Raw genomic sequence first — 26,566 nt, 5'->3', positions numbered from 1 at the left:
GCGCACAGCCGGCGCGTGCCGTCCGGCCGGCGGGGCCTGGACACGACGATCACTGTCCGGGCCCCGCTGGCCGGCTCCGCCGCCAGAGATGAAGATCTTTGCGCTGTCAGGGCTGTATACGACAGCGTTCTGGTCGGGGGAGGCTCATCCCGCTGAGACCCGGCGCGCCGGCGATGCCCCGGCGCTGACGGGCCTGGCCGCGGCGGCCCGGTCCACCAGCCACAGTGTGCGTTGCCGGCCGCGCGCCCCCACCGCCGGAATATCGGCCGGTGCCGCGCCGGAGAACGCGCGGGCCACCGCGTCCGCCTTTGCCTCGCCCGCGGCAAGGAGCCAGACCTCGTGCGCCGCCTGGATCGCGGGCAGCGTGAGCGAGATCCGGGTGGGCGGCGGCTTCGGGGAGTGATGCACCGCGACAGTGGCGGTATGGGCGTGGACGGCCGAGGAACCGGGGAAGAGCGAAGCCACGTGTCCGTCCGGCCCGACCCCGAGCAGCAGCACGTCGAAGGACGGGACCGCCACCGTGCCGGCGGCCGCGGCGGCCCCGGTGGGTGCGTGCTCGGCGAGCAGCCGGGCATAGGCGGTCGCGGCGGACTCCGCCGCGTCGGTGCCGGTGACAGCGCTGGTGCCGGTGGCCGCGTCGGTGCCGTCAGCGGCGTCCGCGCTGCCCATCGGGAAGACCCGGGCCGGATCGAGCGGGAGGGCGTCGAGCAGCGCCTGACGGGCCTGCCGGTCGTTGCGGTCGGCCGAGCCCGCGGGCACGAAACGCTCGTCGCCCCACCAGACGTCCACCTGGCTCCAGTCGACCGTTTCGACGAGCGGGCTGTCGCGCACCGCCCGCAGCGTGGCCACCCCGATACCGCCACCGGTGAGGACCACCGACGCGCTGCCGCGGGTGGCCTGCGCGTCCAGCAGGCTGATGACCAGCCGGGCGGCGGTCGTGGTGGCCAGCAACTCCGGGTCGCGATGGACGATGACTTCGGGTGACGTGCTCATCAGCCGGATGCCCTGGCGCCGTTGCCCGCCGGGTTTGTCCCCGGCGTGGTGGTGACGGCCGGGTCCGCCGGGCCTGCCGTGGCTGTCGCCTCCGCACCGCCCGCGCTCCCCGCGGCACCGTTGCCGTCGGCACCGTTCGCACCGCCGCCACTGTTGTCCGTGGCCCCGGCCGCGTCCGGAGCGGCCGTGGCCACGGTGTTCTTCGGCGCCACCGGGTCGCGCCAGACGTGTTCGCGGACCGCCGGCCGGGAGGCCAGCCCCGCTATTCCGCTCCAGGTCGACAGCGCGTCCGCATAGGGCGCGTCGTTGTCGAGCCGGCGCAGTTCCTCGGCCAGCAGGTCGCCGAGGCCGCGTTCGGGCAGCGGCAGGGCGCGGTCGGGACGGCCGGGCCGGCGCAGCAGCGCGGTGTGGGTGTCCTGCCGGGTCAGCGTCAGCTCGCCGTCGTGGTCGAAGTCGACGCGTATCCCGGTCGGCCCGCCCTGGGACACCGCCTCGGACACCGTGACCGGCACGTGCAGGCGGTCGGCGAGCCAGCCGGAGAGCAGGCAGACACTCGGGTCCGTCGGGCTGCCCGCGATGGTGACCGACCGTGGCTGCTCGGTGATCGAGTCGAAGGCGGCGGCGATCAGCGTCCGCCAGCCGGTCAGCCGCGTCCACGCCAGGTCGGTGTCGCCGGGCGCGAAGTCCACCGCCCGCCGCCGCAACGCCGCCACCGGGTCGGGATCGGCGGCCACGTCGCTGACCCGACGGTCGGCGAAGACGCCCAGCGGGTCGTAGGCGATCCGGTCCGGGGGCTCGCCGTCCCACCAGGTCACCACCGGTGCGTCCGGCGCGAGCAGCGGCAGCACCACCGACTCGGCGTGCAGGCCGAGCCGGCCGTACATCCGCATGACCACGGCCTCGCCGGGGCCGAGCCGGCCGCCGATGGAGACTTCGGCGTCCAGCCTGGAGTTGGAGGCGTCCAACTGGCGGCGCACGATGATGAGCAGCCGGCACGGATGGGCCGCCGCCGCGGTCGTCGCCGCGCTCTCGGCGACGCTGACGTGCTTCTCGTCCACCACGACCACCAGGGTCAGGGCCAGGCCGAAGGCGAGCGCGCCGGCCGAGCGCCGTTCGGCCGCCAGCGCCTTGACGACGTCGGTGCCGGTGGTGTCCCACAGGGTTGTCACGGTCGCCTCCAGCAGCGCCCGTCACGGGCGAGCATCTCGTCGGCGGCGGCCGGCCCCCATGTCCCCGACCGGTAGAGATGGGGGACGGAGCCGGCCCAGAAGTCCTCCATCGGGTCGATCACCCGCCACGACTCGATCACCTCGGCGTTGTTCGGGAACAGCGTCGCGTCCCCGAGCAGCACGTCGAGGATGAGCCGCTCGTACGCCTCGGGAAGCGACTCGGTGAACGCCTCGCCGAAGAGGAAGTCCATGGCGACGTCGCGGACCTCCATCGCCGACCCCGGGACCTTGGAGCCGAACTTCAACGTCACACCCTCGTCCGGCTGGACCCGCACCACCAGCTGGTTGTGGCCGAGCTCGGTGGTGTCGGTGGCGTCGAAGGGCAGGTGCGGAGCCGGCTTGAACGAGATGGCGATCTCGGTCACCCGGCGCGGCAGCCTCTTGCCGGTGCGCAGGTAGAACGGGACGCCCGCCCACCGGCGGGTCTCGATCCCCAGCNNCCGGCGGGTCTCGATCCCCAGCCGGACGGCGGCGAAGGTCTCCGTGCGCGAGCCCGCCGGGACGCCGTCCTCCTCCAGATAGCCCCGGACCCGCTGGCCGGCGAGCCAGCCCTGCTCGTACTGGCCCCGGATCGCGTAGCTGGCGAGGTCGTCCGGCAGCGAGACGGCCCGCAGGATCTTGAGCTTCTCATACCGGATGGCCTCGGCGTTGAAGCTCACCGGCTCCTCCATGGCGGTCAGCGCCAGCAGCTGGAGCAGGTGGTTCTGCAGCACGTCCCGGGCGGCGCCGGTCTCGTCGTAGAAACCGGCCCGCGTGCCGATGCCGACGTCCTCGGCCATGGTGATCTGGACGGAGTCGACGAAGTGGGAGTTCCAGATCGGTTCGAACAGGGTGTTGGCGAACCGCAGCGCCAGCAGGTTCTGGACGGTCTCCTTGCCCAGGTAGTGATCGATACGGAACACGTCGGGCGCGGTGAACACGTCGTCCACCAGCTCGTTGAGGGCGCTGGCGGACTCCTGGTCGTGGCCGAAGGGCTTCTCCACCACAACCCGCCGCCAGCCGCCGGACGCCTCGTTCGAGGCCATCCCGGTGCGCTGCATCTGCTTGAGGACGACCGGGAACGCCGACGGCGGGATGGACAGGTAGAACGCCGCGTTACCCGGGATGCCGTGGCTGTGCTCGAGGTCGAGCAGGGTCTTCGCGAGCGTGTCGAAGGCCTGGTCGTCGTTGAACGACCCCTGGACGAACTTCACCGACGAGGCCAGGCGGTCCCAGACCTCCTCCCGGAACGGCGTCCGGGCGCCCTTCTGCGCGGCCTCCCGGAGGACCTCGGCGAAGCCGCCGTCGTCCCAGTCGCGCCGGGCGAAACCCAGCAGCACGAAGCCGGGCGGTAGCAGGCCCCGGTTCGCCAGGTCGTAGACGGCCGGGATGAGCTTCTTGCGGGCCAGGTCGCCGGTGACCCCGAAGACCACCAACGCGCATGGGTCGGGCAGGCGTGGCAGCCGGCGGTCCCGCGGGTCGCGCAGCGGGTTGGCGCGCACCGTTGGCGTCACCCGAACTCCCCTCCTCGTTGTCGTGGGGTTCCCTCGTCTGGCTTCATCTGGTGGCTCCGCCTGTCCGGATTTCTGGGTTCTGTCCGTCGGGCTTCTCGTGGCACAGGCCTGTCGGGTCCGTCAGGTCGGACAGGCCTGTCAGCCGGCGAGCGCTTCCGGCCGGCTGCCGGCGGTCGCGAGCTGTTCCCCGATCGCCGTCAGCAACTGGTTCCAGGAGTCCACGAACTTCTCCACACCCTCGCGTTCGAGCACCTCGACGACGTCGGGGAACGAGATGCCAAGGTCGGCCAGGGCGGCCAGCACCGCGTGGGCGTCGTCGTAGTACGGCCTGATCGTGTCGCCCCGGACCACCCCGTGGTCGGCGAACGCGTGCAGTGTTGCCTCCGGCATCGTGTTGACCGTGCCCGGGGCCACCAGCTCCGCCACGTAGATCGTATCCGGCAGGGACGGGTCCTTCGCGGACGTGGACGCCCACAGCGGCCGCTGCGGCCGGGCGCCGGCCTTCGCCAGCGCCGACCAGCGTTCGGTGGCGAACGCCCGCTCGTAACGCTGGTAGGCCAGCCGCGCGTTGGCGACCGCGGCCTTACCGCGCAGGGCCTTTGCCTCGGCGGTGCCGATCTTCTCCAGCCGGCGGTCCACCTCGGTGTCGACCCGGCTGACGAAGAACGACGCGACCGAGGTGATGCCGGACAGCTCCAAACCGGCCGCCGCGGCCTGCTCGATGCCGGCGATGAACGCGTCCATCACCGCGTCGTAGCGGTCGAGCCCGAAGATCAGCGTGACGTTGACGCTGATACCCGCGGCGAGCGTGGCGGTGATCGCCGGCAGGCCGGCGAGGGTGGCCGGGATCTTGATGAACAGGTTCGGCCGGTCGACCAGCCACCACAGCGCGCGGGCCTCGGCCACGGTGCGCTCGGTGTCGTGGGCGAGCCGCGGGTCGACCTCGATCGACACCCGGCCGTCCACCCCGCCGCTGGCCTCGTAGGCGGGGCGCAGCACGTCACAGGCGGCGCGGACGTCCGCGGTCGTGATCGCGCGGACGGCCTCGCCGATGTCCACGCCGCGGACGGCCAGGTCACGCAGCTGTTCGTCGTAGGCCGATCCGCTGCTGATCGCCTTCTGGAAGATGGTCGGATTGCTGGTGACACCGACGACGCTGCGGGTGCGCACCAGTTCGGCGAGGTTGCCGGTCCGCAGCCGGTCCCGGCTGATGTCGTCGAGCCAGACCGCCACGTCGGTGGCGGACAGCAGGGCCAGGGGGTCGGTCATCAGATGGGCGTCCTCTCCGGGGAGCGCTGGCGTGCCGATGGACGGTTCGGCGCTTGTGGTCGTCATGTCCGTCGTCATGTCCATTGTGGTCGGCGCGCGATGCCGGTCAGCGCCGGACCGTGGCGGTGGGGGCAGGCCCACCACTGCCACCAGTACCGGCAGGGGCGGGCGTCCACCGTTGCCGGTACCGGCAGGTGTGGGCCTGCCANNNNAGGTGTGGGCCTGCCACTCCTGCCGGGGGCGGGCCTGCCCCACCACCCTTGCCGGTATGGATGGACCTACCCTCTCGCGCTTCCCTCACCCCCGCGCCCGGACAGCTCACGAAGCTTGGGAAAAGTTAGCGAGAACACTGTCTTCCAGCTAATAAGCTCGATGATTCCGCCAGCCGCCAGCCGCCAGCCGCCAGCCGCGGCGGGGCCGGGTCACCAGCGCCGACCGGGAGACGGTCAGGGAGATGGATCTTCTTCCGGACGGGTCGCGCGCCCGCCGCGGCATCCGGCGGCTAGACTCCGACACGTCGTAGAACCACGCCGCGAAGCCCCGGCACCCCCGGGGCCCCGAGTCCGGGCGGGTGGCCTGTGTCCCCGCCGATCGCGAGGTCGTCCTGTCCGCCCTGGCCGCGTCCACGCCGGTAGCCAGCCTGCCGAAGCCGCCCATGTCCGCGCAGCCGGCCGCCGGCGGGCGCGGCGGGTCGACCGGTCCTAGCGGGTCGACCGGTCCTAGCGGCTCGCCCGACCNTCGCCCGACCCGGGCGAGCCGGGCAGGTCGAAGAGGTCCCGGCGTCCGGTCGGGGCGCTCGTGCGCTCCTACGTCGCCCTGACCAAGCCGCGGATCATCGAGCAGCTTCTGATCACGACCATCCCGGTCATGCTGCTGGCCGAGCGCGGGCTGCCCTCGCTGTGGCTGATACTCGCGACGCTGGTCGGCGGGACGTTCGCGGCGGGCAGCGCCAACACGTTCAACTGCTACATCGACCGCGACATCGACCAGGTGATGGCCCGCACCCGCGCCCGGCCGCTGGTGCGGGCGAACGTCACGCCCGCCGAGGCGCTGCGCTTCGGCGTCCTGCTGGGTGTCGCCGCGACTCTGCTGTTCGGTTTCGCGGTCAACTGGCCGTCGGCACTGCTCGCCGACGCGGCGATCGCGTTCTATGTCTTCGTCTACACCCTCGGGCTCAAGCGCCGTAGCTCGTCCAACATCGTTATCGGTGGCGCGGCCGGCTGTTTCCCGGTGCTCATCGGCTGGTCCGCGGTGACCGGTACGGTCGGCTGGCCCGCCGTCCTGCTCTTCGCGGTCATCTTCTTCTGGACCCCGCCGCACTTCTGGGCGCTGGCCATCAAGTACCGGGACGACTACGCCGCCGCCGGGATTCCGATGCTGCCGGTAGTGGCCTCTCCGACGGTGGTCGCCAGGCGGATACTCGGCTACTCGTACGTGATGGTCGCCACGTCCCTGCTGCTCGTCCCGGTCGCGGACACGGGATGGCCCTACCTGGTCGTGGCCGCGCTGCTCGGCGGGTGGTTCCTGGTCGAGGCGCACCGGCTGGTCCGCTCCGTCCGCCGCGGCGGGCAGATTCGCCCCATGCGGCTGTTCCACCTGTCCATCACCTATCTGACACTCCTGTTCGCCGCGGTGGCCCTGGCCGCCCTGTGGCACCCGTAGTCGAAAGCCGTCTACCTGCCGTCCGCTGGCCCGACCCGCTGAGCTCGGGCGGACAGATTCCGCCTGACGGAGCCCACAACGGAACCGCTGTCCGACCTTCGCGGTCGTCCAGGTGGGAACCGTCGCTGGGACCACCTACAGGTGAGCGCGGGAGGCAGGCAACCGTAGGTCGTTTCCGTTGTCCTGACGACGGTTTTCACCTACGGCAGCGGATGGCGTAGGTGAAAACCGTCGTCATCGTGACGGGAACCACCTACAGGCACAGGCGCGCGAGTACGGGTGCGGGCGGCTGGGGTGGGGTTACAGCGGGGCTTTCGACCGGTGCTGGTCAGCGGTGCCAGCGGTGCCAGCGGCGTCGGCGGTAGCGGGGCCGGCGGTGGTGGGGTGGCCGGTCGGCGGTGGCCGCCGGGGGCCGGGCGGGGATGCGGGCAGGTCGGCCGGTGCCGGTCGGTTGACCATGGCCAGCCAGACGTGCAGGGCTGCGATCCACAGCGCGGTGGCCCCGGCTATGTGCAGCTCCACCAGCGCGACCGGGACTCCGGTGAAGTACTGGACGAACCCGACGCAGGCCTGGGCGACCGTAATGACGGCGAGCGCGTTGCTCGCGCGAACCGCAGCCCGGGACGCGCCACCGACACGCACCGTAAGGACCGTCGCGATGACCAGCCCGACCAGGAGCATCGCGGCGTCGGCGTGCAGCTGCGCGACGTTGGTGATGTCGAACCCGAACCGTTTCGCCTCGGCGGAGTCCCCGCTGTGCGGCCCGGTGCCGGTGACCACCGTGCCGAGGACGAGCACCGCCCCGGCGACGCCCACCAGCAGCCGGGACAGCCAGAGCAGCTCGCNCGCGCCCACCCGCCGGCCGCGTCGGGCCCGGGCCGGCGCAGGCCCGACGGTCGAGCGCCACGACGTCGAGCAGCAGCAGCATGGACAGCAGGAAGTGCCCCGCCACCAGCGCGGGATGCAGCTTGAACAGAACGGTCAGACCACCGAGCACCACCTGGCCGAGGAAGCCCAGCCACAGTCCGAACGCGAGCAGGACGAGGTCACGGCGGCGNGGCGGCGCTCGCGCAGCCGTAACGACACCAGCGGCAGCAGGAGCATCACCGCCCCGACGACGGTGGTCAGCAGCCGGTTGCCGAACTCGATCCAGCCGTGCACGGAGTACTCCGACTGCGTGACGAACGAGTCCTCGCTGCATCTGGGCCAGGTGGGGCAGCCGAGCCCGGAGCCGGTGAGCCGGACCGCGCCGCCGGTGACCACGATCAGCGCGAGCAGGACGACGCTGACGCGGGTGAGCCGCTGGAAGACCACCGGACTCACCGTGGGTAGTCGTAGTGGCTGCCGCATGTTCATTCCCGTGGATACTACCGTCTGTAGAAGTCCGGGTCCGGCGTTCCTGCTCCGACCGGTGTCCCTACTCCCATCTGAAGGTCCGGGCCGCCAGCGCCAGGGAGCCGACCGCCCAGGCACACAGCACGAGCAGATCGCCGACGGGCAGGCCGGCGCCGTCCTGCAGGACGGCCCGCAGGCCGTCGGAGGCGGCCGCGGTGGGCAGCGCCTGACCCACCGCCTCCAACCAGCCCGGCAGCCGGGACAGCGGGACGATCACCCCGCCGACGAGCAGCAGCAGCAGGTAGACGCCGTTGGCCGCGGCCAGCGTCGCCTCCGCCCGCAGGGTGCCTGCCATCAGCAGCCCCAGGCCGCAGAACGCGACGGTGGCCACCAGCAGGAGCAGCGCGACCCACCACGGCCCGCCGTGCGGGTGCCAGCCGAGGGCGAAGCCGACCGCGACCAGCACCGCGACCTGGATGAGCTCCACGGCGACCACGGCCAGCGTCTTGCCCGCCAGCAGGAGCGAGCGGGGCAACGGGCTGGCGCCGAACCGTCGCAGCACGCCGTAGGAACGCTCGAAACCGGTCGCGATCGCCTGCCCGGTGAACGCCGTCGACATGACCGCGAGCGCCAGGATGCCCGGGACGAGGAAGTCCACCGAGCGGGCGCCGTCGGTGGGAAGCACGTCCACGGCGGTGAAGAACAGCAGCAGGCCGACCGGGATGACCAGGGTGAGCAGCACCGACTCCCCGCGCCGCAGCGTCAGCTTCAGCTCGATCGTCGTCTGCGCGCGCAGCATGTTCCACCGGCTCGCCGCCCCCGGCGCGGGACGCAGGTCCAGCGGCTGTCGCACGCCCGCGGCGGAGCCGGAGTCGACCGGCCTGGCCGGCTTCCCGCTCCGGCCGCCGATCGGTACCTCCGTGTCGGTCATGGCCGCAACGCCGAACCGGTGAGTTCCACGAACACGTCCTCAAGACTGCGCTGTTCGACCTGGAGGTCCTCGGCCATCACACCGTTGCCCGCGCACCAGGCGGTCACCGCGGCGAGCATCTGCGGGTCGACCTTCCCCTGTATGACATAGCGCCCGGGCGGTCCCTCCCTGGCGACGGTGCCGCTGGGCAGGGCCAGCTCCAGCCGGTCGATGTCGAGGCCGGCCAGCGCCCGGAACCGCAGTTCCCCCTTGGCGCCGCCGCTGGTCAGCTCGGCCGGGGAGCCCGCCGCGAGGACCTTGCCGTGGTCGACGATGACGACGTGGTCGGCGAGCCGCTCCGCCTCGTCCATGGCATGGGTGGTCAGCACCACCGTGACCCCGGCTATCCGCAGCTGTTCGATCAGCTCCCAGGTGGCGCGGCGGGCCTGCACGTCCATGCCGGCGGTGGGCTCGTCGAGGAAGACCAGCTCCGGACGGCCGACGAGGGCCATCGCGAGGGCCAGGCGCTGCTGCTGGCCGCCGGAGAGACGGCGGTAGGGCATCCCGGCCACTTCGGTGATGCCGACACGCTCGAGCAGGGCGATGACGTCCAGCGGGTCGCGATGGTGCGCGGCGATCAGGGCGAGCATCTCACCGGCGCGGGCGCCCGGGTACACCCCGCCGGACTGGAGCATGACTCCCACCCGTGGGCGCAGAGCGGGTCCGTCGCGGGCGGGGTCGAGCCCGAGTACCCGCACGTGGCCGGCGTCCGGGCGTCGGAACCCCTCGCAGATCTCGATCGTGGTTGTCTTGCCGGCGCCGTTCGGGCCGAGCAGTGCCGTGACCGAACCCGCCACAACGGTCAGTGACAGATCGTTGACAGCATGTATGGCCCGGTTCGAGCGTGGCCAGTAGGTCTTGACCAGGCTGGAAACCTCGACTGCCAGGTCGTCCGCCACACACGCGATCCTACGGACCTTTGCCGCTGTAGGTGCGACCGGAACCACCCGGATGCGGTCAGAACCCCTCAGCGACCCGCCCGCGACGTTCGTCGGGCGGCCACCGGCGACGGCCGGGAACGAGGCCAAGGGGCGTGGGGGAGCGCGGGAAACAGCGTCGGGACCGGCGCTGGGGGACAGTGTCGGGAACGGAGCCAGGAACGGGGCTGGGGGACGGCGTCGGGACCGGGGTCAGGAACGGGGCTGGCCGCGCCGCCCGCGCGGCAGGGCGGGTCGCTGCCCGGATCCCGGCTCGACGAGCGTGCCCCACGCGCGCAGCCGCTCGTAGAGCAGCGGCGGCGTCGTGCTGTAGAGCCGCGCCAGCGAGAGCAGGTCCGTGCGACGCAGGCGCAGCACGTCCCGGGAGCTCTCCGAACGCAGCACCTGCACGATCGCGATCCAGCGCCGCAGCGGGCCGGTCCGGGTCGGTGGCAGCTTGCGCAGCCGCTGCAGGTCGATGGTCAGCGGCGGCAGGCCGGCCAGTTCGGAGCGGTCCGTCTGGGACGGGATGAGCACAACCGCGGTCACGTCGTAGAGCTCGGCCAGCTCCATCAGGCGGTGTACCCGCAGGGAGCGGCGTCCCCGCTCATAGGCGCCCAGGGTGCCGGCGGTCCAGCGCCCGTTCGTACGCTCCTGGACGTCGACGAGGGACATGCCGCGCCGGTGGCGGGCGGCTCGCAGCCGGCGTCCCAGCTCCGCCGCGTAGTCGTCGCGCTGCGGGCTCGTGCCGGCCTTACCGTTACCGGCTTTACCGCTACCAGTCTTACCGCTACCGCTACCAGTCCTACCGCTACCAGTCCTACCGCTACCGGCCTTACCGGTGCCGGCGGCGTCCGGGGCGGATCCGGAGATGCCGGCCAGGTCAGCGTCGGGCTCGCGAGCGCTGTGGTCGGCCTCGGTCACGGTCTCCGTCCGGGTCGCGTCGAGCCGGAGACGCCTTCCGCCCCCGGCCACAGCCTGTCAGGAGTTGGTCTGTGAGATGGTCGATTCACACGATGACAGCCCGATGCGGGTGGTCTCCGTGTGGTATCGCCGCGGGCCGGCATGCCGCTGCCCGGAGCCGCCGACGGGTGTGGCGGATCAGACGCTCGCCCCAAGCGGACGCTCTTCGCCCAGCTCAGATGCCACGATGGTCGGGTACCTCGACAGATCACGTCGTACCGGTGGGCCGAGGGGTTAGACCCTCGGCGGGAAATAAGGCACAGTGGTGTTGTGAAAAGCATGCCCGACACCTCCAACGGTACGGCGGCCGANNCCTCCAACGGTACGGCGGCCGATGGCCGGACCCGTGACCGTGTCGCGCGCCTGCTCCTGGAGCTCGGCCCCTCGACCGCGGTCACCCTTTCCGCACATCTCGGCCTGTCACCGGCGGCGATCCGCCGCCATCTGGACGCGATGCTCGCGGAAGGCACGATCACCACCCGGTCGGCTCGTAACCCGGCTCCGCGTGGCCGTGGCCGTCCGGCTCGGGTCTACCAGCTCACCGCCGCCGGTCACGCGGCCGGCCCGACCGCGTACGAGGATCTGGCCACCAGCGCGCTGAGCTTTCTCGCGGACGTCGCCGGCCAGGCGGTCGTCGCGGAGTTCGCCGAGGCGCGCGCCGCCGAGTTGGAGCGGNCCGCCGAGTTGGAGCGGCGGGTGCGGGCCGCGGTCGCCCGGGCCGATCCGGCCGACCGGCCGGCGGCGCTGGCGGCGGCGATGTCCGCCGCCGGTTACACCGCGAGCGCCTCGCAGCTGCCGACGGGCGTCCAGATCTGCCAGCACCACTGCCCCGTCCAGCATGTCGCCGAGCAGTTCCCCGAGCTCTGTGGCGCGGAGACGGCCGCGTTGTCGCGGCTGTTGGACTCCCACGTCCAGCGGCTCGCCACCATCGCCCATGGTGACGGGGTGTGCACGACGCATGTGCCGCTGGAGACCCGGGAGTCCCAGCGGCCCGAGGACGACCACGATCGTGCCGCCCCGGCCTCCAGCGGGCCTACCGCCTCGGACGGGTCCGCCACGTCGGCCGGGCCGGCCGTGTCCGCCGCGCCGCGGTCCGCCCCACCTGTTTCCACCCCCACCGCCACTTCTCTGACCTCCTCGGAGGGTCCTGTCATATGACCACAACTCCTGAGACCGAGATCGACAGTCGGCTCGAAGGACTGGGTTCCTACAAGTTCGGCTGGTCCGACACGGACGCGTACGCGGCGACCGCCGAACGCGGGCTGTCCGAAGCGGTCGTCCTGGGCATCTCGGCCAAGAAGGGCGAGCCGGAGTGGATGACCCAGCTCCGGCTGAAGGGTCTGAAGCTGTTCGGTCGCAAGCCCATGCCCACCTGGGGCGCGGACCTGTCCGGGATCGATTTCGACAACATCAAGTATTTTGTCCGTTCGACCGAGAAGCAGGCGGAGAGCTGGGACGACCTGCCGGCGGACATTCGCAACACCTACGACAAGCTCGGCATCCCCGAAGCCGAGAAGCAGCGTCTGGTCTCCGGCGTGGCGGCCCAGTACGAGAGCGAGGTCGTCTACCACAAGATTCGTGAGGATCTTGAGGAGCAGGGCGTCATCTTCCTCGACACCGACACCGGCCTGCGGGAGCACCCGGAGATATTCCAGGAGTACTTCGGCTCGGTCATCCCGGTCGGTGACAACAAGTTCGCCGCGCTGAACACCGCGGTGTGGTCCGGTGGCTCCTTCATCTACGTCCCGCCGGGCGTGCACGTGGAGATCCCGCTGCAGGCGTACTTCCGCATCAACACCGAGAACATGGGCCAGTTCGAGCGGACCTTGATCATCGTGGACGAGGGTGCCTACGTCCACTATGTCGAGGGCTGCACCGCGCCGATCTACTCCTCGGACTCGCTGCACTCCGCGGTCGTGGAGATCGTCGTGAAGAAGAACGCCCGCTGCAGGTACACGACCATCCAGAACTGGTCGAACAACGTCTACAACCTGGTGACCAAGCGGGCCGCCTGCCAGGCCGGCGGCACCATGGAGTGGATCGACGGCAACATCGGCTCCAAGGTGACGATGAAGTACCCGGCGGTGTGGCTGCTCGGCGAGCAGGCCAAGGGCGAGGTGCTCTCGATCGCCTTCGCCGGCGCCGGCCAGCACCAGGACGCCGGCGCGAAGATGGTGCACGCGGCGCCGCGGACGTCGTCCACGATCGTGTCCAAGTCGGTGGCCCGCGGCGGCGGCCGCACGTCCTACCGCGGTCTGGTGCAGATCCAGGAGGGCGCGCACAACTCGCGGGCGACGGTGAAGTGCGACGCCCTGCTGGTCGACACGGTCAGCCGGTCGGACACCTACCCCTACGTCGACGTCCGCGAGGACGACGCCTCCATCGGGCACGAGGCCACCGTGTCCAAGGTCGGGGAGGACCAGCTCTTCTACCTGATGAGCCGCGGGCTGTCCGAGGACGAGGCGATGGCGATGGTGGTGCGCGGGTTCGTCGAGCCGATCGCCCGCGAGCTGCCGATGGAGTACGCCCTCGAGCTCAACCGACTGATCGAGCTGCAGATGGAAGGCGCGGTCGGCTGATGGTGACAGCTCCTGCCCACAACGGTTCGCCGGGTTCACCGACTCCGTCGGGCTCGCCGGACGGGTCGCCCGCCGCCACCGCGGTCGGTGGAACCGCCACCGCGACCGTGCCGGTGCCGGCGGGGTCGTCGACCGGCCTGCCGTTCGGCTCTCGGCCCGGGGCGGCCGCGGGCGCGCCGGACCGGCGGCCCGANGACCGGCGGCCCGACAGCCGGCCGCGGCCGGTGCACTCCCGTGACCCGCAGGCCCATCCCGTCCCGACCGGGCGTGAGGAGGAGTGGCGGTTCACCCCGCTGCGCCGCCTGCGCGGCCTGCTCACCGGCCCGGAGGCGACCGACGCCGCCCTTGAGGTGAGCGTGCAGGCCCCGCCGCCGGTCACGGTCGAGCATGTCGGCCTCGATGACGGGCGTATCGGGCGGGTGCTGACCCCGTCCGACCGGGTGTCGGCGTTCGCGATGACCCGGGCCGAGCACGCCGTCGTGATCACTGTTCCCGCCGAGGCCGCGCCGGCCGAGCCGGTGGTCGTGCGGCTGCACGGCGGCGGCGGGGTCGCCTACGGCCATCTGGTCGTCGAGGTCGGCGCGTTCGCGTCCGCCACGGTGGTGCTTGATCACACCGGGGCGGCCACGTTCGCCGGCAACGTCGAACTGTCGGTCGGTGACAGCGCGTCACTGACGCTGGTGTCGTTGCAGGACTGGGACGCCGGCGCGGTGCACGTGGCCGCGCACGCGGCCGCGGTCGGTCGGGACGCGCGGTTCCGCTCGTTCACCGTCACCCTCGGTGGTGATCTGGTACGTCTGTCACCCACGGTCACCTACGCCGGGCCCGGTGGGGACGCGGAGCTCTACGGGCTGTTCTTCACCGACGCCGGCCAGCACCAGGAGCACCGCCTGCTCGTCGACCACGGCCCGCGCTCGTGCCGCAGCCGGGTGGCCTACAAGGGCGCCCTGCAGGGCGACGGCGCGCACGCGGTGTGGATCGGTGACGTCGTGATCGGGGCGGACGCCGTGGGTACCGACACCTACGAGCTCAACCGCAACCTCGTCCTCACCGACGGCGCCCGGGCGGACTCGGTGCCGAACCTGGAGATCTCCACCGGGGAGGTCGTCGGCGCCGGCCATGCCAGCGCGACCGGGCGGTTCGACGACGAGGCGCTGTTCTACCTGATGGCGCGGGGCATTCCGGCGGACGAGGCGCGGCGCCTGGTCGTCCGGGGCTTCTTCGCCGAGATCGTCGACCGGATCGAGATCGATTCGCTGCGGGAGCGGATCGCCGCGGCGGTCGAGGCCGAGCTCGGCGGGGTCGTGTAGTGGGCGGTTTCCAGCGGGCGTGTGCCCTCTCCGACCTGAGCGAGGACGTCCCGCTCGGGGTGGAGATCGACGGGGAGCCGGTGTGCCTGGCGCTGGCGGCCGGGCAGGTCTACGCCATCCGCGACGAGTGCTCGCACGCCGACGTCATGCTCTCCCAGGGCGAGATCGAGGACGCGAAGATCGAGTGCTGGCTGCACGGTTCGCAGTTCGACCTCACCACAGGTGAGCCCCTTGGGCTGCCGGCAACCGAGCCGGTGCCCGTCTATCCCGTGAAGATCGACGGCGACGATGTGCTCGTGGACGTCGGGGAGTCATAGCGCACGGCGCGCAGCGCACGCCAGGCCACGGTGCGAGTCCTCCAGGGCAGGCCTCCACAGCGGGGCAGGCCCTGTGGGGCAGGGCACAGGGCAGGGTGCGCGGCGCGCGTCACAGATAGCGGTTTGAGGAGATTGAACTAACGTGTCGACCCTTGAGATCCGTAACCTCCATGTCTCGGTGGAGACCGACTCCGCCGAGGGGAGGGAGATCCTGCGCGGCGTGGATCTGACGATCCGTCGCGGCGAGACCCATGCGATCATGGGGCCGAACGGCTCCGGCAAGTCGACGCTGGCGTATTCCATCGCAGGCCACCCCAAGTACACGATCACCGAGGGAACGGTGACGCTGGACGGCGTCGACGTCCTCGCGCAGAGCGTCGACGAGCGGGCCCGCGCCGGGATCTTCCTGGCCATGCAGTATCCCGTCGAGGTGCCCGGTGTGTCGGTGTCGAACTTCCTGCGCTCGTCGGTGACGGCCGTGCGCGGTGAGGCGCCCAAGCTGCGGACGTGGGTCAAGGAGGTCCGCGAGTCCATGGCGACGCTGGAGATGGACCCGGCGTTCGCCGAGCGCAGCGTCAACGAGGGCTTTTCCGGCGGCGAGAAGAAGCGCCACGAGATCCTGCAGATGGCCCTGCTCAAGCCGAAGATCGCGATTCTGGACGAGACCGACTCCGGCCTCGACGTGGACGCGCTGCGGATCGTCTCCGCCGGCATCGAGTCTGTCCGGTCGGCGGGGCAGACCGGCATCCTGCTGATCACCCACTACACCCGCATCCTGCGATACGTGAAGCCGGAGTTCGTCCACGTGATGGCCGGCGGCCGCATCGTCGACTCCGGTGGCCCGGAGCTCGCCGCGGTCCTGGAGGACAGCGGCTACGACCGGTACGTGAAGACGACCGAGCCGGCCGGGACGGTGGCGTGACGACGATGACCGACACGGGGAGCGACACCAGGGCCAACGCGGGGCCCGCGCCCACCCTCACCGGGGTGGGCGGGCCGGTGCCCGGGTACGACGTCGAGCGGGTACGCAAGGACTTCTCGATCCTGACGCGCCGGGTCCACGACGACCGGCCGCTGGTCTACCTCGACAGCGCGGCGAGCTCGCAGAAGCCCACCCGCGTCCTCGACGCCGAGCGGGACTACTACGAGCTGCACAACGCCAACGTCCACCGCGGCATCCACGTCCTCGCCGAGGAGGCCACCGCGCTGTACGAGAACGCCCGGGACAAGGTCGCGGCGTTCATCGGCGCCCCTCGGCGCGACGAGGTCGTCTTCACCAAGAACTCCTCGGAGGCGCTGAACCTCGTCGCCTACGCGATGAGCAACGCGGCGGCGTCCGGCCCGGAGGCGGAGCGGTTCCGGCTCGGCCCCGGCGACGAGGTCGTCGTCACCGAGATGGAGCACCACTCCAACCTGGTGCCGTGGCAGATGCTGTGCCGGCGGACCGGGGCGACGCTGCGCTGGATCGGCATCACCGACGACGGCCGCCTTGACCTCACCACCCTCGACCAGGTGATCAACGAGCGGACGAAGGTCGTCTCGTTCGTGCACCAGTCGAACATCCTCGGCACGGTCAACCCGGTCGCGACGCTGGTCGCCCGGGCCCGCGAGGTCGGCGCGCTGGTCGTCCTCGACGGCTCCCAGTCCGTGCCGCACATGCCGATCGACGTCACCGCCCTCGGCGTGGACTTCCTCGCCTTCACCGGCCACAAGATGTGCGGGCCGACCGGGATCGGCGTGCTGTGGGGCCGGCGCGAGCTGCTGGAGGTCATGCCGCCGTTCCTCGGCGGCGGCGAGATGATCGAGCTCGTGACGATGGAGGCGTCGACCTACGCCGCCCCGCCGCACCGGTTCGAGGCCGGCACCCCGATGATCGCCCAGGCGGTCGGTCTCGGCGCCGCCGTCGACTACCTCACCGATCTTGGCATGGACGCCGTCGCCGCGCACGAGCACGACGTCACCGCCTACGCCATCGAGCGGCTGACCGCCGTACCCGGGCTGCGGATCATCGGGCCGCCGGACGCGGTCGACCGGGGCGGCGCCGTCTCGTTCGTCCTGACCGGCTCCGACGGCCGGCCGCTGCACCCGCACGACGTCGGCCAGCTGCTCGACGAACTCGGTGTCGCCGTCCGTGTGGGGCATCACTGTGCCCGCCCGGTCTGCCTGCGCTTCGGCGTTCCGGCCACGACCCGGGCGTCCTTCCACCTGTACTCGACCCGAAGTGAGGTCGACGCGCTCGTGGAAGGTCTGGGGCATGTCCGGAGGTTCTTCGGAACGTGAAACTGGACTCCATGTACCAGGAGATCATCCTGGACCACTACCGCAACCCGCATCACCGCGGGCTGCGCGAACCGTTCGACGCCGAGGTCCACCACGTCAACCCGACCTGCGGCGACGAGGTGACCCTACGGGTCAGGGTCGCCGACGGTGTGGTGACGGACGTCTCCTACGAGAGCGAGGGCTGTTCGATCAGCCAGGCGTCCGCGAGCGTCATGACCGACCTTGTGATCGGCAGGTCCGTGGCCGACGCGCTCGGACTGGAACGGGAGTTCCTGGCGCTGATGCAGTCCCGCGGCACCATGGAGCCGGACGAGGACGTGCTGGAGGACGCGGTCGCCTTCGCGGGCGTGTCAAAGTATCCGGCCAGGGTCAAGTGCGCCCTGCTGTCATGGATGGCCTGGAAGGACGCGACCGCGCAGGCCGTGGGCGGCATCCCGGAACAGGAGACGGACCGATGAGCGAAACCACCACGCTGGCCGACCAGGAGACGACCGGTAGCGACCCGGCGGCGGCGCGAGCCACGGCCACCGCTGCCACCACCGCCGGCGACCCGGCCGCCACCGGNCCGCTGTCGACGGGACGGCCGCCGGTGGCGGGCAGAGCGCTGGCGGCGGGACGGCCCCAGGGGGGGAGGCCGCCGGAGGGGTGGCCGCCGGCGGGGTGGCCGCCGGTGCTGCCGTCGACAAGGCCGCTCTCGACGACGTCGAGGAGGCCATGCGCGACGTCGTCGACCCCGAGCTCGGCATCAACGTCGTCGACCTGGGCCTGGTCTACGGGATCAACATCCACGACGACAACACCGTGACCCTGGACATGACGCTGACGTCGGCGGCGTGCCCGCTGACGGACGTGATCGAGGACCAGACCCGCTCCGCCCTCACCGACGGCCCGGACGCCCTGGTCAACGACGTGACCATCAACTGGGTCTGGATGCCGCCGTGGGGCCCCGACAAGATCACCGATGACGGCCGCGACCAGCTGCGCGCCCTCGGCTTCAACGTCTGATTCGGGACGCCTGCCCCGGGACCGGCACCGCCGAACCCCGGCCACCTCGGCCACCGCCGAACCGCCCCCCACCGCCGAACCCCGGCCACCGTCGGCCGGCCGCCCGACTGCCATCCAGCGCCCCTTTCCAGTTCATGATCGCTATAATTTTGTCGTTGTGTACGCTTTTCGGCCCGATATGCGTACACAACGACAAACTTACGCTGATCATGGTTGGCCGCTGCCCGTGGCGAGGGCGCGTGTGACGGTGTGGGTCACGTAGCCGGGGCGTTGTGTCACGTCGGGCCAGGTGAAGCGGAGTACGGTCCAGCCGAGTGTTGTCAGCAGGTTCTGCCGGTGCCGGTCGCGGTACAGGGCCACCGGGCCGCCGTGTACGGACGTCCCGTCCGCCTCGACGTCGAGCTGACGGCTCGGCCAGGCCAGGTCCAGACGGGCGACGACGCGTCCACTGTCGTCCCGGACCTGCCACTGGAGCTGTTCGGGAGCCACGCCGGCGTCGGTCAGCAACAGCCGTAGCCGCGTCTCCAGCGGGGACTCGGCTCTGCCGTCGGCGTGCCGCCACCAGCTCGACCGCGCTGCCGCGCCCCGCCTGCCGAACGCAAGGGACCGGGCGCTGGTGAGATCGGTGAGATGACCGCCGCGCAACGCCGCGTCCATGAGAGCGACGGCATCATCACGGTCGCGGCGCAGCACCATGTCGACGAGTGTGCGGGGCGCCGATGTCGTCGGAATGCCGTGGATGTCCGTGACGTGGGCGTGCGGCACGTCATCCCAGTGCAGTTTCACGCCGTTCGGCTGTCTCCGCGCGGACTCGAATGGCAACAGCAGGTGCACCGGCTCGTCGGGCCGTGCCACCGGGAGGCCGCCGAACGCCAGCAGCCGCGCCGCGGTGATCTCGCAGGCAACGGCGTCCGGCCGGTGTAGCAGGGCCGCGCGAACCCGGCTCCGATGCGGGTGAGCCCCAGGCAGAAGGTACGCGCCTCTTCCCGGATACTGCCACTCGCCGCTGTGGACAAGACGCGCGATCTGCCGACGGGTCAGCCCGAAAGCCTGGGCCTGCGAGCCGCTGATCACCCCGTCCTGCTGCCGCGCCTGACGCAGAAGAGCCGGCGGTGTGCTGAACGGCGAGCGGACCATGACTGGATCTTCCCCACGCACCCCGGAACGGTGCCATACCTGAAACGGATCTGTGGACAACCGTCGAAGGCGCCGATTCAAGATCCCGGACAGTGATGTAGGTGGTGTGGTCACGGCGGCCGGCGCGGATGCCGGCGTGGGCTGGGATGGGGCCGGGCCACAGGTTCGGAAGCCCGGTTCGCGGTGGGTGGCGCTGGGGAGGTGTCGGCAAGTTAGCGCGGGGGCGTGTGGAGTGGCGGGCGGGCCTATCGTGGAAATATGACGGTCACTACTGAGCTGGAGTCCGAGACAGCCCGTTGGCAGACGTCTGTGTGCGGGGTTGGCTGGGACGTCGACGCCCTGAATATCGACAACGCTGTCATCAGTCGTACGGGTGTCGATGGCGGAGGCGTGCCAGACGGCGGGGTTGATGCGCCTGTGGCGGGCGGTGCTGGCGGGGTCGGCAGCGTTGGCGGAGCCGGTGAGGTTGGTGGAACCGGCGGGGTTGGTGGAACCGGCAGGGTTGGCAGCGTTAGCGGAACTGGTGAGGCCGGCGGGGCCGGTGGGGGCGTGCGGCTGGCCGGGCGGGAAGCCGAGGGCTGGCAGGGTCGTCCGGATGCCCTGCGCTCGTCCCCGCTGGCGGTGCCGGCGGGGTCGAGGTCGCGGGTGGGTCCGGCTGCCGTCGGTGCTGTTCGGTCGGCTGTTCTGCGTTGGTGGGCTGTCGTTCTTGCCGTTGGGACCGTCGTTGCCACGATGATCGAGCCGGTTCCCGATGGCCCTCAGGCGGTGGATCGGACGCCGGTCCTGATCGGGGCCATCGGTGACGTCACCCTGGTGCTGCTGTTCGTGGCCTTTGTCGCGCTGCTTGCCGGCCGCCGCTGGGGGCTCGGGGCGGCCACCTACGCGGGCGCCGGGCTTGTGGCGCTCTCGGCGCTGTGCCCGGCCTCGGGCCATCACGATGTGGCGGCCTGGTGGTTCGCGCAGCTCGCGATCAGCGTCGGTCTGTTCGCGGGCTCCCTTGTGCTGCGTTCTCGGGCGAGCGCGCCAGCCCGCCCCTGAGGACCGCCGCGCCGAGGGGAGCGCGCCGGGGAGAGCGCATCGGGACGGGACGGAGAACACACCTAGCCCGAGACATGCCTTCCTGTTTACTTACCGCAAGCGTCTCGTGTCGCTACGGTTATATGTACAGATCGTAGCGACACGGGGAGTAAGCATGCTCAATCAACGGCACGATCAGAGACGATGGCCCGACACTGGCCAGAAGCCCAGGTCAGGGAGGTCATCACGGTGGATACAGGGGCCCCGAGCCGACGTCAGCTCGCCGTTCTGGCCACTCTCGCCGCTGGCGGCGCAGTGACGATGTCGCCCTTCGTCGACGAGCTGGCGGACGTCGACGCGCGCTTCCGAGTACTGGTCTGCGAGTACGAGGACATTCCGCTGACCGAATCCCTGCCGCGGCTGGACGCCCTCTACGCGGAGGTCGTCCGCCTGTCCGAACGTCGGGTGGCCCCGGCGCAGCGCCGGGCCGCCGGCGCCACCCTGGCCCATGTCGAGGCGCTGCGCGCCGACGCGCTGTTCAACACTGACCGGATCGACCAGGCCCGGCGGCTCGCCGAGGCCGCCTACCGGCACGGCCGGTCCGCCGGCGACGCGTTAGCCGTCGGCTACGCCCGGAAGATCGCCGGAATGATCGAGCTGTACGAGGAGCATCCGGAGTCGGCGTTGCGGCTTGCCATGGACGGCCAGCGCCAGGCCAACGGCACCCCGGTGGCCATCGCCGCGCTCGCGCTGCAGGCGCGGGCGGTCGCGGTCCTGCCCGGCGGGCGTCCCGACGAGGTGGCCAGGATCGCGGACCGGGCGATCGGCCAGGCGTTCGCGCTGCCGGCCGAGCAGCGGGGGACTCCCGGCGGGGAGGATCCCGGTGCCGTCCACCCGGTGGAGGTCGCCTACCACGGGCTGATCGCCGCCGCGGCGGCCGGTGACCACAGCGCCGCCACGGACTACGCCGACGTCGCCCTGCCCGCGCTGACGGCGATGAACCGTCCGGGATTCGTCGCGGTCGCGCTCGCCCATCTGGCCGCCGCCGACGCCCACCGTGGCGACGTGGAATCCGCGCTCGACCGGGCCGGCACCGCCTTCGACCTGGCGCCCCGCCCGTTCCGGGCGGTGGGCCGTCCGCTGGCGGCGACCCTGCTCGCGCTGCGGGCCGGTCACGCGAACGCGGACGGCGTCCGGTCCTTCCTCGCCCGGGCCCGCGCCTGGAAACAGGACGGGAGCACGATCTGACGCTCTGATCGTGGACGGCCGTCCCGCGGCGGGCCCGGCATCCGGACCTGCCGCGAGAACCGCACCCCGGCTCTCCACGCCTGGCCCGGCCGGGGCCGTGGGCGGGTCAGCGCCAGGCGGTCTCCGAGACGGGGGAGCGGCCGATCAGCGGCCGCCACCACGCCTCGTTGTCGCGGTACCAGGCGACGGTTGCCCGCATCCCGTCGGCGAAGCCGATCTCGGGCGCCCAGCCGAGTTCGGTGCGCAGCCTGGTCGAGTCGAGCAGGTACCGCCGGTCGTGGGACGGGCGGTCCGGCACGATCGTCTTCAGCGACTCCGGCAGGCCCAGTTCGGCGAGGATGGTGTTGGCGATGGTCTCGATGTCGGCCTCGACCCCGCTGCCGACGTGGTAGGTCTCGCCGAGCCGGCCGTGTTCCAGTACCGCGTCGATCGCCCGGCAGTGGTCGGCGACGTGCAGCCACTCCCGGCGGTTACGCACCGACGCGTACAGGGGCAGGTTCTCGCCCTGCAGGGCCCGGGTGACGAACAGCGGGATGACCTTCTCCGGGAACTGGTACGGCCCGTAGTTGTTCGAGCAGTTCGTGATCGTCACCGGCAGGTCGTAGGTCAGGCCGTAGGCGCGCACCGCATGGTCGCCACCGGCCTTGGCCGCGTTGTACGGCGTCCGCGGCAGGTACGGGGAGTCCTCGGTGAACGCGCCGGGGTCGTCGAGGTCCATGTCGCCGTAGACCTCGCAGGTCGAGATCTGGTGGAAGCGGGCCACCCCGACCGTGCGGGCCGCCTCCAGCAGCGTCTGGGTGCCGATGACGTTGGTGGAGAAGAAGTCGCCGGGACGGATGATCGCCAGGCTGTTGTGCGACTCGGCGGCGAAGTTGACCACCACGTCGACCTTGTGCTCCCGCAGCAGCGACTCGACGAGCCCGCGGTCCCGGATGTCCCCGTGTACGAACGTGATCTCCGCCAGCACGTCGGCGAGGTTGTCCCGGCAGCCGGCGTAGGTCAGCGCGTCCAGCGCGACCACCTGGTCCTGGGGATGCCACTCACGCCAGTAGCGGACGAAGTTCGACCCGATGAACCCGGCGGCTCCGGTGACCAGCAGCGTCGACATGGGTGGCACGTCCCCTTTCGGAAGAGATCGGGATCGGCGGCATCGGCGTTCCGATCCGGGCCAGCCTCTCACGGCCGGGTGACGCCGCTGGTCGCCGCCCGCTGGTCGAGGCCGCCGTCGCGGCGAGCGGCGGCCAGCGGCGATGCCGGCTCAGGACGCCGGCTCAGGACGCCGGGCCAGGACGCCGGTCAGTCCGAGGACGTTCGTCCAGCGCCGTGCGCACCGCGTTGCCGATCAGATGTGTCAGCCGGGGATGGGCGCTGCGGCGAGCGCGGACATGGAGCGGTTCGGGGTCGACCGGTGGCAGATCGTCACGGCGTTCCAGTCCCTGCGGCACCGCCCCGACATCGGCGAGCAGCGCGACACCGACGCCGGCGCGGACCGCGTGCAGCACGCCGGCGAGGTATCCGGCCTCACCGACGACTGAGGCCGTGCGCCCGGCCCGGGCCAGCACCCGTAACGCCTGGCTACGGATGGTGCACGGATCGTCGATGGCCACCAGTGGCAGCGGCCGTTCCGGCGGGGGCGCCGCCCAGTCGGTGGCCGCGAACCAGGCCAGCGGCAGCCGGCCGGCTGGACGGGCCGTGGCGGCGTTCCCCTCCCCGATGAGCACGGCGACGTCAATGCTGCCCCGGTCGAGTGCCTCGTTGATGCGGGCTCCCCGGTCGAGCCGGAACCTGACCTGGACGTCGGGGAACTCCGTGGTGAGCGCGGACATCACCAGCGGGAGCAGATGGTCGGCGGCGTGTTCGGTCGACCCGATGGTGATGGTCGACTGGCCCGCCAGCACCGCGTCCACACCCAGTTGTTCGAGCGCGTCGTCGTGCAGGGTGAGGATCCGTCGCCCCACGGCGACGAGTAGTTCACCATCAGGGGTGAAGCGTGTGCCGCGGCCGTCCGGGGCGACCAGCGGCCGGCCGACCGCTTTCTCCAGGCGGCGCACATGCTGGCTCACCGCCGACTGCGAGATGCACAACGCCTCCGCGGCGCGGCGGAAGCCGCCGTAGTCGGCGATCGCCGTGAGGCTGCGCAGGGCCGTGAGGTCCAGTACGGGGGGCACAGTGCACGATAGCGCGACTGATTTCATTTCGTAATAGGTCTGATCGTGGATCCGCGTTGGACATCCACGGGAAATGGCACCATTCTGATGGCCATGGTCAGGAAACGGGGTGTGCGGCAGCACGGACCGCTTACATTCCGTGTTGTTTTCTATAGTCCACCGCGACGCCGGATCGCGCAGCACGTCCTGACCCGCAGGCGCGTCATCGACTTCGGGACCATCACCTCCGCCTGTTGTCCCGTGCCTTGTTCCGTCCGTTGACACCGGCGCGTCACCGCCCGGCCTGATCCGGCGACCGGCGGCCGAGCCATAACGGATCATCCAGGTCATCCAGGTCATCGGGGTCATCGGGGTCATCGGGTCGTTCGGATCGCTTCGATCGTCCGGTTCATCCGGTTCGTCCGGGTGGCACGTCAGCGCCGGCTCCTGGCGGTTCCCGGCCCGGTGCCGGCGCCCGCTGCCGGTCGCGCCGTCGGCTCGCGTCGGTCGGCACGGCATGCGCCCGTCATCCCGAGAGGCTCCCGGCCACCGGCCGAGGCGCTGTCACGGGCCGGCTCGGCTCCGGGGCCGCGGGGCCCGGCGTGGGCCACACCGTCACGCCCGCCACACCGTCACGCCCGCCACCTCGCCTATTCACCCATCTATCTCCACCTGTCGGGCATAGCAGATATCAGCTCCCAACCGGACATAAGGACGTAGGTCGATGACGTCAGCTCAGCTCGCCGCCGCCGCAGTCGCGCCCACGGTGGCGGCGTGGGACAACCCGCCCGCGGTCGCGCCGCGGGGAACGGTGATCCTGATCGCCGGCCGGGGCGAGCATCCGGGGCTCTACGAGCGGTTCGGCAACCGGATCGCCTTCGACGGCTACCGGGTCCGGGTGGTCGGCGACCCGACCGCGCACGAGCGGACGGTGACGTCCCAGATCAACCGTCTGCTGGCCGACCCGGACCTGCCCGCGCCGCGCGTGCTGGCGGGCTCCGACGCGGGCGCGGCATTCGCCGCGGCGCTGGTCGCCGCCGGGAAGGTGCGGGTCGACGGCCTCATCCTCGTCGGTCTTCCCGGCGGGGAGACGACCGTCACGGACATCGGGGAATGGGAGTGGGAGACCGAGCTGGGTGAGCGCACCGCCTGCCCCACCCACCAGGCGCGGCTGGACGCCGACGTGTCGGTGCGCCGTGGCGCGCTGACCGTCCCGATACCCCGGTCCTGGATCGCCGACGGTGATCTTCGTCGGGTCGCCGTACCGGTGCTCGGCCTGCACGGGACGGCCGACCTGCTCAGCCCGCTGCCGGCCGCGCGAGAGCGTTACGCGGGCGCGCCCGTCGCCGAGTTCGTCACCATCGACGGCGGCAAGCACGACGCCCTCAACGACGCCACCCACCGGACAGCCGCGGCCGTGGTCGTGCTGTTCCTCGAACGGTTGCGGGCCGGCGCCGACCTGCCCGAAATCGCGCGCTGGACCCCCTGGTCGTAGCCGCGTCAACGGCGCCGATCAGCCACCCGTCCGGCGCATCCGGAGGACCGTCATGACCGTCGAATTCATCAGCGGCATAAACATCAATCCGTCCAACGAGCTCAACCGGCTCCGTCTCCCGGCCATTGACGTGCCCTTCCTCAGGCGTTACGCGCGGGCCCTGGAGGACGGCGGCTTCGACTACACACTGGTGCCCTACCACTCCTCCTTCCAGGACCCGTTCACCCTCGCCACGGCCATCACACAGTTCACCGAGCGGCTCCGGCCGATCGTCGCGCTGCGGCCCAACACCATCTACCCGACGGTCGCGGCCAAACAGCTGGCCACCCTCGACCAGCTCAGCGGTGGACGCGCGGTGGTGCACTTCATCGCGGGCGGGGACGACCACGAGCAGGCCCGCGAGGGCGACCGGCTGGGCAAGACCGAACGCTACGCGCGACAGGCCGAGTACATCGACATCCTCCGCCGGGCGTGGGCCTCGACGACGCCGTTCGACCATGCCGGGACCTACTACTCCTTCGAGGACTTCGTCTCGGTCGTACGGCCGGTCAACGGCGGCATCCCGGTGTCGGTCGGCGGGTCGTCGCCGGAGGCCTACCAGGTGGGCGGCGCGCAGGCCGACATCTTTGGCCTGTGGGGCGAACCGCTCAGGGAGACCAGGGAACAGATCGACGCGGTGGCCGAGCAGGCCCGCCTCGCCGGTCGCGAGGACACCCCCCGCATCTGGGTCACCTTCCGTCCGATCATCGCCCCCACCGAGGAGCTGGCCTGGGAGAAGGCCCATCGGATCCTCGACGTCCTGCGGGGCAACAACGGGCTCGCGCACGCGGCGTTCCGCGCCACCGGCGCGAAGGAACCGCCCAACGTCGGCTCCCAGCGGCTGCTGCGGGTGGCCCGCGACGGTGACCTGCACGATCGTGCGCTGTGGACGCCCACGGCCTCCGCGACCAACGCCGCCGGCGCCTCCACCGCCCTGGTGGGGACGCCCGAGACCGTCGCCGCCGCCATCCTCGACTATGTCGACCTCGGTGCCGAGCTCATCTCGATCCGCGGGTACGACAATCTCGACGACGTCATCGACTACGGCCGTTACATCCTCCCACTGGTGCGCGAGGAACTGGCCCACCGCGCGGCGACGGGCCGTCGCGGCGAGATCGTGCGGGAGGACGCCGGGCGCGGCCGCCCGGCCGTGCCGGCGGC

General features: G+C 71.4%; 23 protein-coding genes and 1 pseudogene. 13 read left to right on the top strand and 11 right to left on the bottom strand.

Annotation, left to right across the window (positions count from 1 at the left end; translation table 11 throughout):
* Nucleotides 1–144: 144 nt before the first annotated feature.
* The 4 genes from pgl to tal all read right to left on the bottom strand — a co-directional run bounded on the left by pgl (nt 145) and on the right by tal (nt 4,984).
* A complete protein-coding gene (gene pgl / locus FrCorBMG51_RS07740; protein WP_047222413.1) occupies nt 145–993 on the bottom strand; it encodes a 6-phosphogluconolactonase in 849 nt (282 codons plus the stop codon).
* Nucleotides 993–2,162, bottom strand: coding sequence for a glucose-6-phosphate dehydrogenase assembly protein OpcA (locus FrCorBMG51_RS07735; protein ID WP_047222412.1), 1,170 nt, complete (start codon nt 2,160–2,162; stop codon nt 993–995). Before FrCorBMG51_RS07735 ends, pgl begins: the two co-directional genes overlap by 1 nt.
* On the bottom strand, nt 2,159–3,634 hold the full coding sequence (zwf, locus tag FrCorBMG51_RS07730; RefSeq protein WP_476742128.1) for a glucose-6-phosphate dehydrogenase: 1,476 nt from the start codon (nt 3,632–3,634) through the stop codon (nt 2,159–2,161). The genes FrCorBMG51_RS07735 and zwf overlap by 4 nt, the downstream gene beginning before the upstream one ends.
* Nucleotides 3,635–3,853: 219 nt before the next feature.
* Nucleotides 3,854–4,984, bottom strand: a complete 1,131-nt coding sequence (gene tal, locus FrCorBMG51_RS07725; RefSeq protein ID WP_047222488.1) for a transaldolase — start codon at nt 4,982–4,984, stop codon at nt 3,854–3,856.
* Nucleotides 4,985–5,782: 798 nt separating this feature from the next.
* On the opposite strand from tal, the gene FrCorBMG51_RS07720 reads away from it, so the two are divergent.
* Nucleotides 5,783–6,646 carry a heme o synthase gene (locus tag FrCorBMG51_RS07720; protein ID WP_047222410.1) on the top strand — a complete coding sequence of 288 codons (864 nt, stop codon included), beginning with the start codon at nt 5,783–5,785 and terminating at the stop codon, nt 6,644–6,646.
* 981 nt (nt 6,647–7,627) lie between these two features.
* On the opposite strand, the gene FrCorBMG51_RS33035 is transcribed toward FrCorBMG51_RS07720, so the two are convergent.
* From FrCorBMG51_RS33035 to FrCorBMG51_RS07700, 4 genes are all read right to left on the bottom strand, one after another.
* Nucleotides 7,628–7,996 carry a COX15/CtaA family protein gene (locus tag FrCorBMG51_RS33035; RefSeq protein WP_476742126.1) on the bottom strand — a complete coding sequence of 123 codons (369 nt, stop codon included), beginning with the start codon at nt 7,994–7,996 and terminating at the stop codon, nt 7,628–7,630.
* Nucleotides 7,997–8,063: 67 nt separating this feature from the next.
* On the bottom strand, nt 8,064–8,912 hold the full coding sequence (locus FrCorBMG51_RS07710; RefSeq protein ID WP_047222409.1) for an ABC transporter permease: 849 nt from the start codon (nt 8,910–8,912) through the stop codon (nt 8,064–8,066).
* Nucleotides 8,909–9,850: an ABC transporter ATP-binding protein gene (locus FrCorBMG51_RS07705; RefSeq protein WP_047222408.1), complete on the bottom strand. Its 942-nt coding sequence runs from the start codon at nt 9,848–9,850 to the stop codon at nt 8,909–8,911. The genes FrCorBMG51_RS07710 and FrCorBMG51_RS07705 overlap by 4 nt, the downstream gene beginning before the upstream one ends.
* Nucleotides 9,851–10,081: 231 nt before the next feature.
* Complete coding sequence (locus FrCorBMG51_RS07700; RefSeq protein ID WP_052914473.1) at nt 10,082–10,582, bottom strand: transcriptional regulator; 501 nt, start codon at nt 10,580–10,582, stop codon at nt 10,082–10,084.
* Between the two features lie 351 nt (nt 10,583–10,933).
* Between FrCorBMG51_RS07700 and FrCorBMG51_RS07695 the strand changes: the two genes are divergently transcribed.
* From FrCorBMG51_RS07695 to FrCorBMG51_RS07660, 8 genes are all read left to right on the top strand, one after another.
* Complete coding sequence (locus FrCorBMG51_RS07695) at nt 10,934–11,989, top strand: helix-turn-helix transcriptional regulator (RefSeq protein WP_476742127.1); 1,056 nt, start codon at nt 10,934–10,936, stop codon at nt 11,987–11,989.
* Entirely contained in the window at nt 11,986–13,410 is a 1,425-nt protein-coding gene (sufB, locus tag FrCorBMG51_RS07690; RefSeq protein WP_047222406.1) for a Fe-S cluster assembly protein SufB, read from the top strand. Before FrCorBMG51_RS07695 ends, sufB begins: the two co-directional genes overlap by 4 nt.
* Complete coding sequence (gene sufD / locus FrCorBMG51_RS07685; RefSeq protein ID WP_235433406.1) at nt 13,410–14,720, top strand: Fe-S cluster assembly protein SufD; 1,311 nt, start codon at nt 13,410–13,412, stop codon at nt 14,718–14,720. The genes sufB and sufD overlap by 1 nt, the downstream gene beginning before the upstream one ends.
* Nucleotides 14,720–15,037 (top strand): non-heme iron oxygenase ferredoxin subunit, encoded by a 318-nt coding sequence (locus tag FrCorBMG51_RS07680; RefSeq protein WP_047222405.1) that lies wholly within the window; start codon nt 14,720–14,722, stop codon nt 15,035–15,037. Before sufD ends, FrCorBMG51_RS07680 begins: the two co-directional genes overlap by 1 nt.
* 142 nt (nt 15,038–15,179) lie before the next feature.
* Nucleotides 15,180–15,959, top strand: a complete 780-nt coding sequence (sufC, locus tag FrCorBMG51_RS07675) for a Fe-S cluster assembly ATPase SufC (protein ID WP_047222404.1) — start codon at nt 15,180–15,182, stop codon at nt 15,957–15,959.
* 5 nt (nt 15,960–15,964) lie between these two features.
* Nucleotides 15,965–17,317, top strand: coding sequence for a cysteine desulfurase (locus FrCorBMG51_RS07670; protein WP_235433405.1), 1,353 nt, complete (start codon nt 15,965–15,967; stop codon nt 17,315–17,317).
* On the top strand, nt 17,314–17,775 hold the full coding sequence (gene sufU, locus FrCorBMG51_RS07665) for a Fe-S cluster assembly sulfur transfer protein SufU (RefSeq protein WP_013873125.1): 462 nt from the start codon (nt 17,314–17,316) through the stop codon (nt 17,773–17,775). The genes FrCorBMG51_RS07670 and sufU overlap by 4 nt, the downstream gene beginning before the upstream one ends.
* 187 nt (nt 17,776–17,962) lie before the next feature.
* Nucleotides 17,963–18,322, top strand: a complete 360-nt coding sequence (locus FrCorBMG51_RS07660; RefSeq protein WP_047222403.1) for a metal-sulfur cluster assembly factor — start codon at nt 17,963–17,965, stop codon at nt 18,320–18,322.
* Between the two features lie 207 nt (nt 18,323–18,529).
* Here FrCorBMG51_RS07660 and FrCorBMG51_RS07655 read toward each other — a convergent pair whose 3' ends face one another.
* Complete coding sequence (locus FrCorBMG51_RS07655) at nt 18,530–19,459, bottom strand: type IV toxin-antitoxin system AbiEi family antitoxin domain-containing protein (RefSeq protein ID WP_047222402.1); 930 nt, start codon at nt 19,457–19,459, stop codon at nt 18,530–18,532.
* A 765-nt stretch (nt 19,460–20,224) separates the two neighbouring features.
* On the opposite strand from FrCorBMG51_RS07655, the gene FrCorBMG51_RS28030 reads away from it, so the two are divergent.
* Entirely contained in the window at nt 20,225–20,497 is a 273-nt protein-coding gene (locus FrCorBMG51_RS28030) for a hypothetical protein (protein ID WP_076842752.1), read from the top strand.
* 228 nt (nt 20,498–20,725) lie between these two features.
* Complete coding sequence (locus tag FrCorBMG51_RS24870) at nt 20,726–21,724, top strand: hypothetical protein (RefSeq protein ID WP_139342204.1); 999 nt, start codon at nt 20,726–20,728, stop codon at nt 21,722–21,724.
* Between the two features lie 106 nt (nt 21,725–21,830).
* On the opposite strand, the gene rfbB is transcribed toward FrCorBMG51_RS24870, so the two are convergent.
* Nucleotides 21,831–22,832 carry a dTDP-glucose 4,6-dehydratase gene (rfbB, locus tag FrCorBMG51_RS07640; protein WP_047222400.1) on the bottom strand — a complete coding sequence of 334 codons (1,002 nt, stop codon included), beginning with the start codon at nt 22,830–22,832 and terminating at the stop codon, nt 21,831–21,833.
* 163 nt (nt 22,833–22,995) lie between these two features.
* Nucleotides 22,996–23,892 carry a LysR substrate-binding domain-containing protein gene (locus FrCorBMG51_RS07635; protein ID WP_086055323.1) on the bottom strand — a complete coding sequence of 299 codons (897 nt, stop codon included), beginning with the start codon at nt 23,890–23,892 and terminating at the stop codon, nt 22,996–22,998.
* 703 nt (nt 23,893–24,595) lie between these two features.
* On the opposite strand from FrCorBMG51_RS07635, the gene FrCorBMG51_RS07630 reads away from it, so the two are divergent.
* Together FrCorBMG51_RS07630 and FrCorBMG51_RS26450 are read left to right on the top strand one after the other, a co-directional pair.
* A complete protein-coding gene (locus tag FrCorBMG51_RS07630; RefSeq protein WP_047222399.1) occupies nt 24,596–25,366 on the top strand; it encodes an alpha/beta hydrolase in 771 nt (256 codons plus the stop codon).
* A 52-nt stretch (nt 25,367–25,418) separates the two neighbouring features.
* Nucleotides 25,419–26,540 (top strand): annotated as a pseudogene (locus FrCorBMG51_RS26450) (LLM class flavin-dependent oxidoreductase); the annotation flags it as partial.
* Nucleotides 26,541–26,566 lie beyond the last annotated feature (26 nt).

Source organism: Protofrankia coriariae (assembly GCF_001017755.1).
Taxonomy (GTDB): Bacteria; Actinomycetota; Actinomycetes; order Frankiales; family Frankiaceae; genus Protofrankia; species Protofrankia coriariae.
The sequence above is the reverse complement of the archived record's forward strand: the minus strand, read 5'-3'. Positions and strand labels throughout refer to the sequence as shown.

Excerpts from the sequence above, each read along its gene's own strand:
- tal (WP_047222488.1), bottom strand. The coding sequence starts at position 4,984 with ATGACCGACCCCCTGGCCCTGCTGTCCGCCACCGACGTGGCGGTCTGG.
- FrCorBMG51_RS07630 (WP_047222399.1), top strand. The coding sequence starts at position 24,596 with ATGACGTCAGCTCAGCTCGCCGCCGCCGCAGTCGCGCCCACGGTGGCG.
- pgl (WP_047222413.1), bottom strand. The coding sequence starts at position 993 with ATGAGCACGTCACCCGAAGTCATCGTCCATCGCGACCCGGAGTTGCTG.
- sufB (WP_047222406.1), top strand. The coding sequence starts at position 11,986 with ATGACCACAACTCCTGAGACCGAGATCGACAGTCGGCTCGAAGGACTG.
- rfbB (WP_047222400.1), bottom strand. The coding sequence starts at position 22,832 with ATGTCGACGCTGCTGGTCACCGGAGCCGCCGGGTTCATCGGGTCGAAC.
- FrCorBMG51_RS07670 (WP_235433405.1), top strand. The coding sequence starts at position 15,965 with ATGACCGACACGGGGAGCGACACCAGGGCCAACGCGGGGCCCGCGCCC.
- FrCorBMG51_RS07710 (WP_047222409.1), bottom strand. The coding sequence starts at position 8,912 with ATGACCGACACGGAGGTACCGATCGGCGGCCGGAGCGGGAAGCCGGCC.
- FrCorBMG51_RS07655 (WP_047222402.1), bottom strand. The coding sequence starts at position 19,459 with ATGGTCCGCTCGCCGTTCAGCACACCGCCGGCTCTTCTGCGTCAGGCG.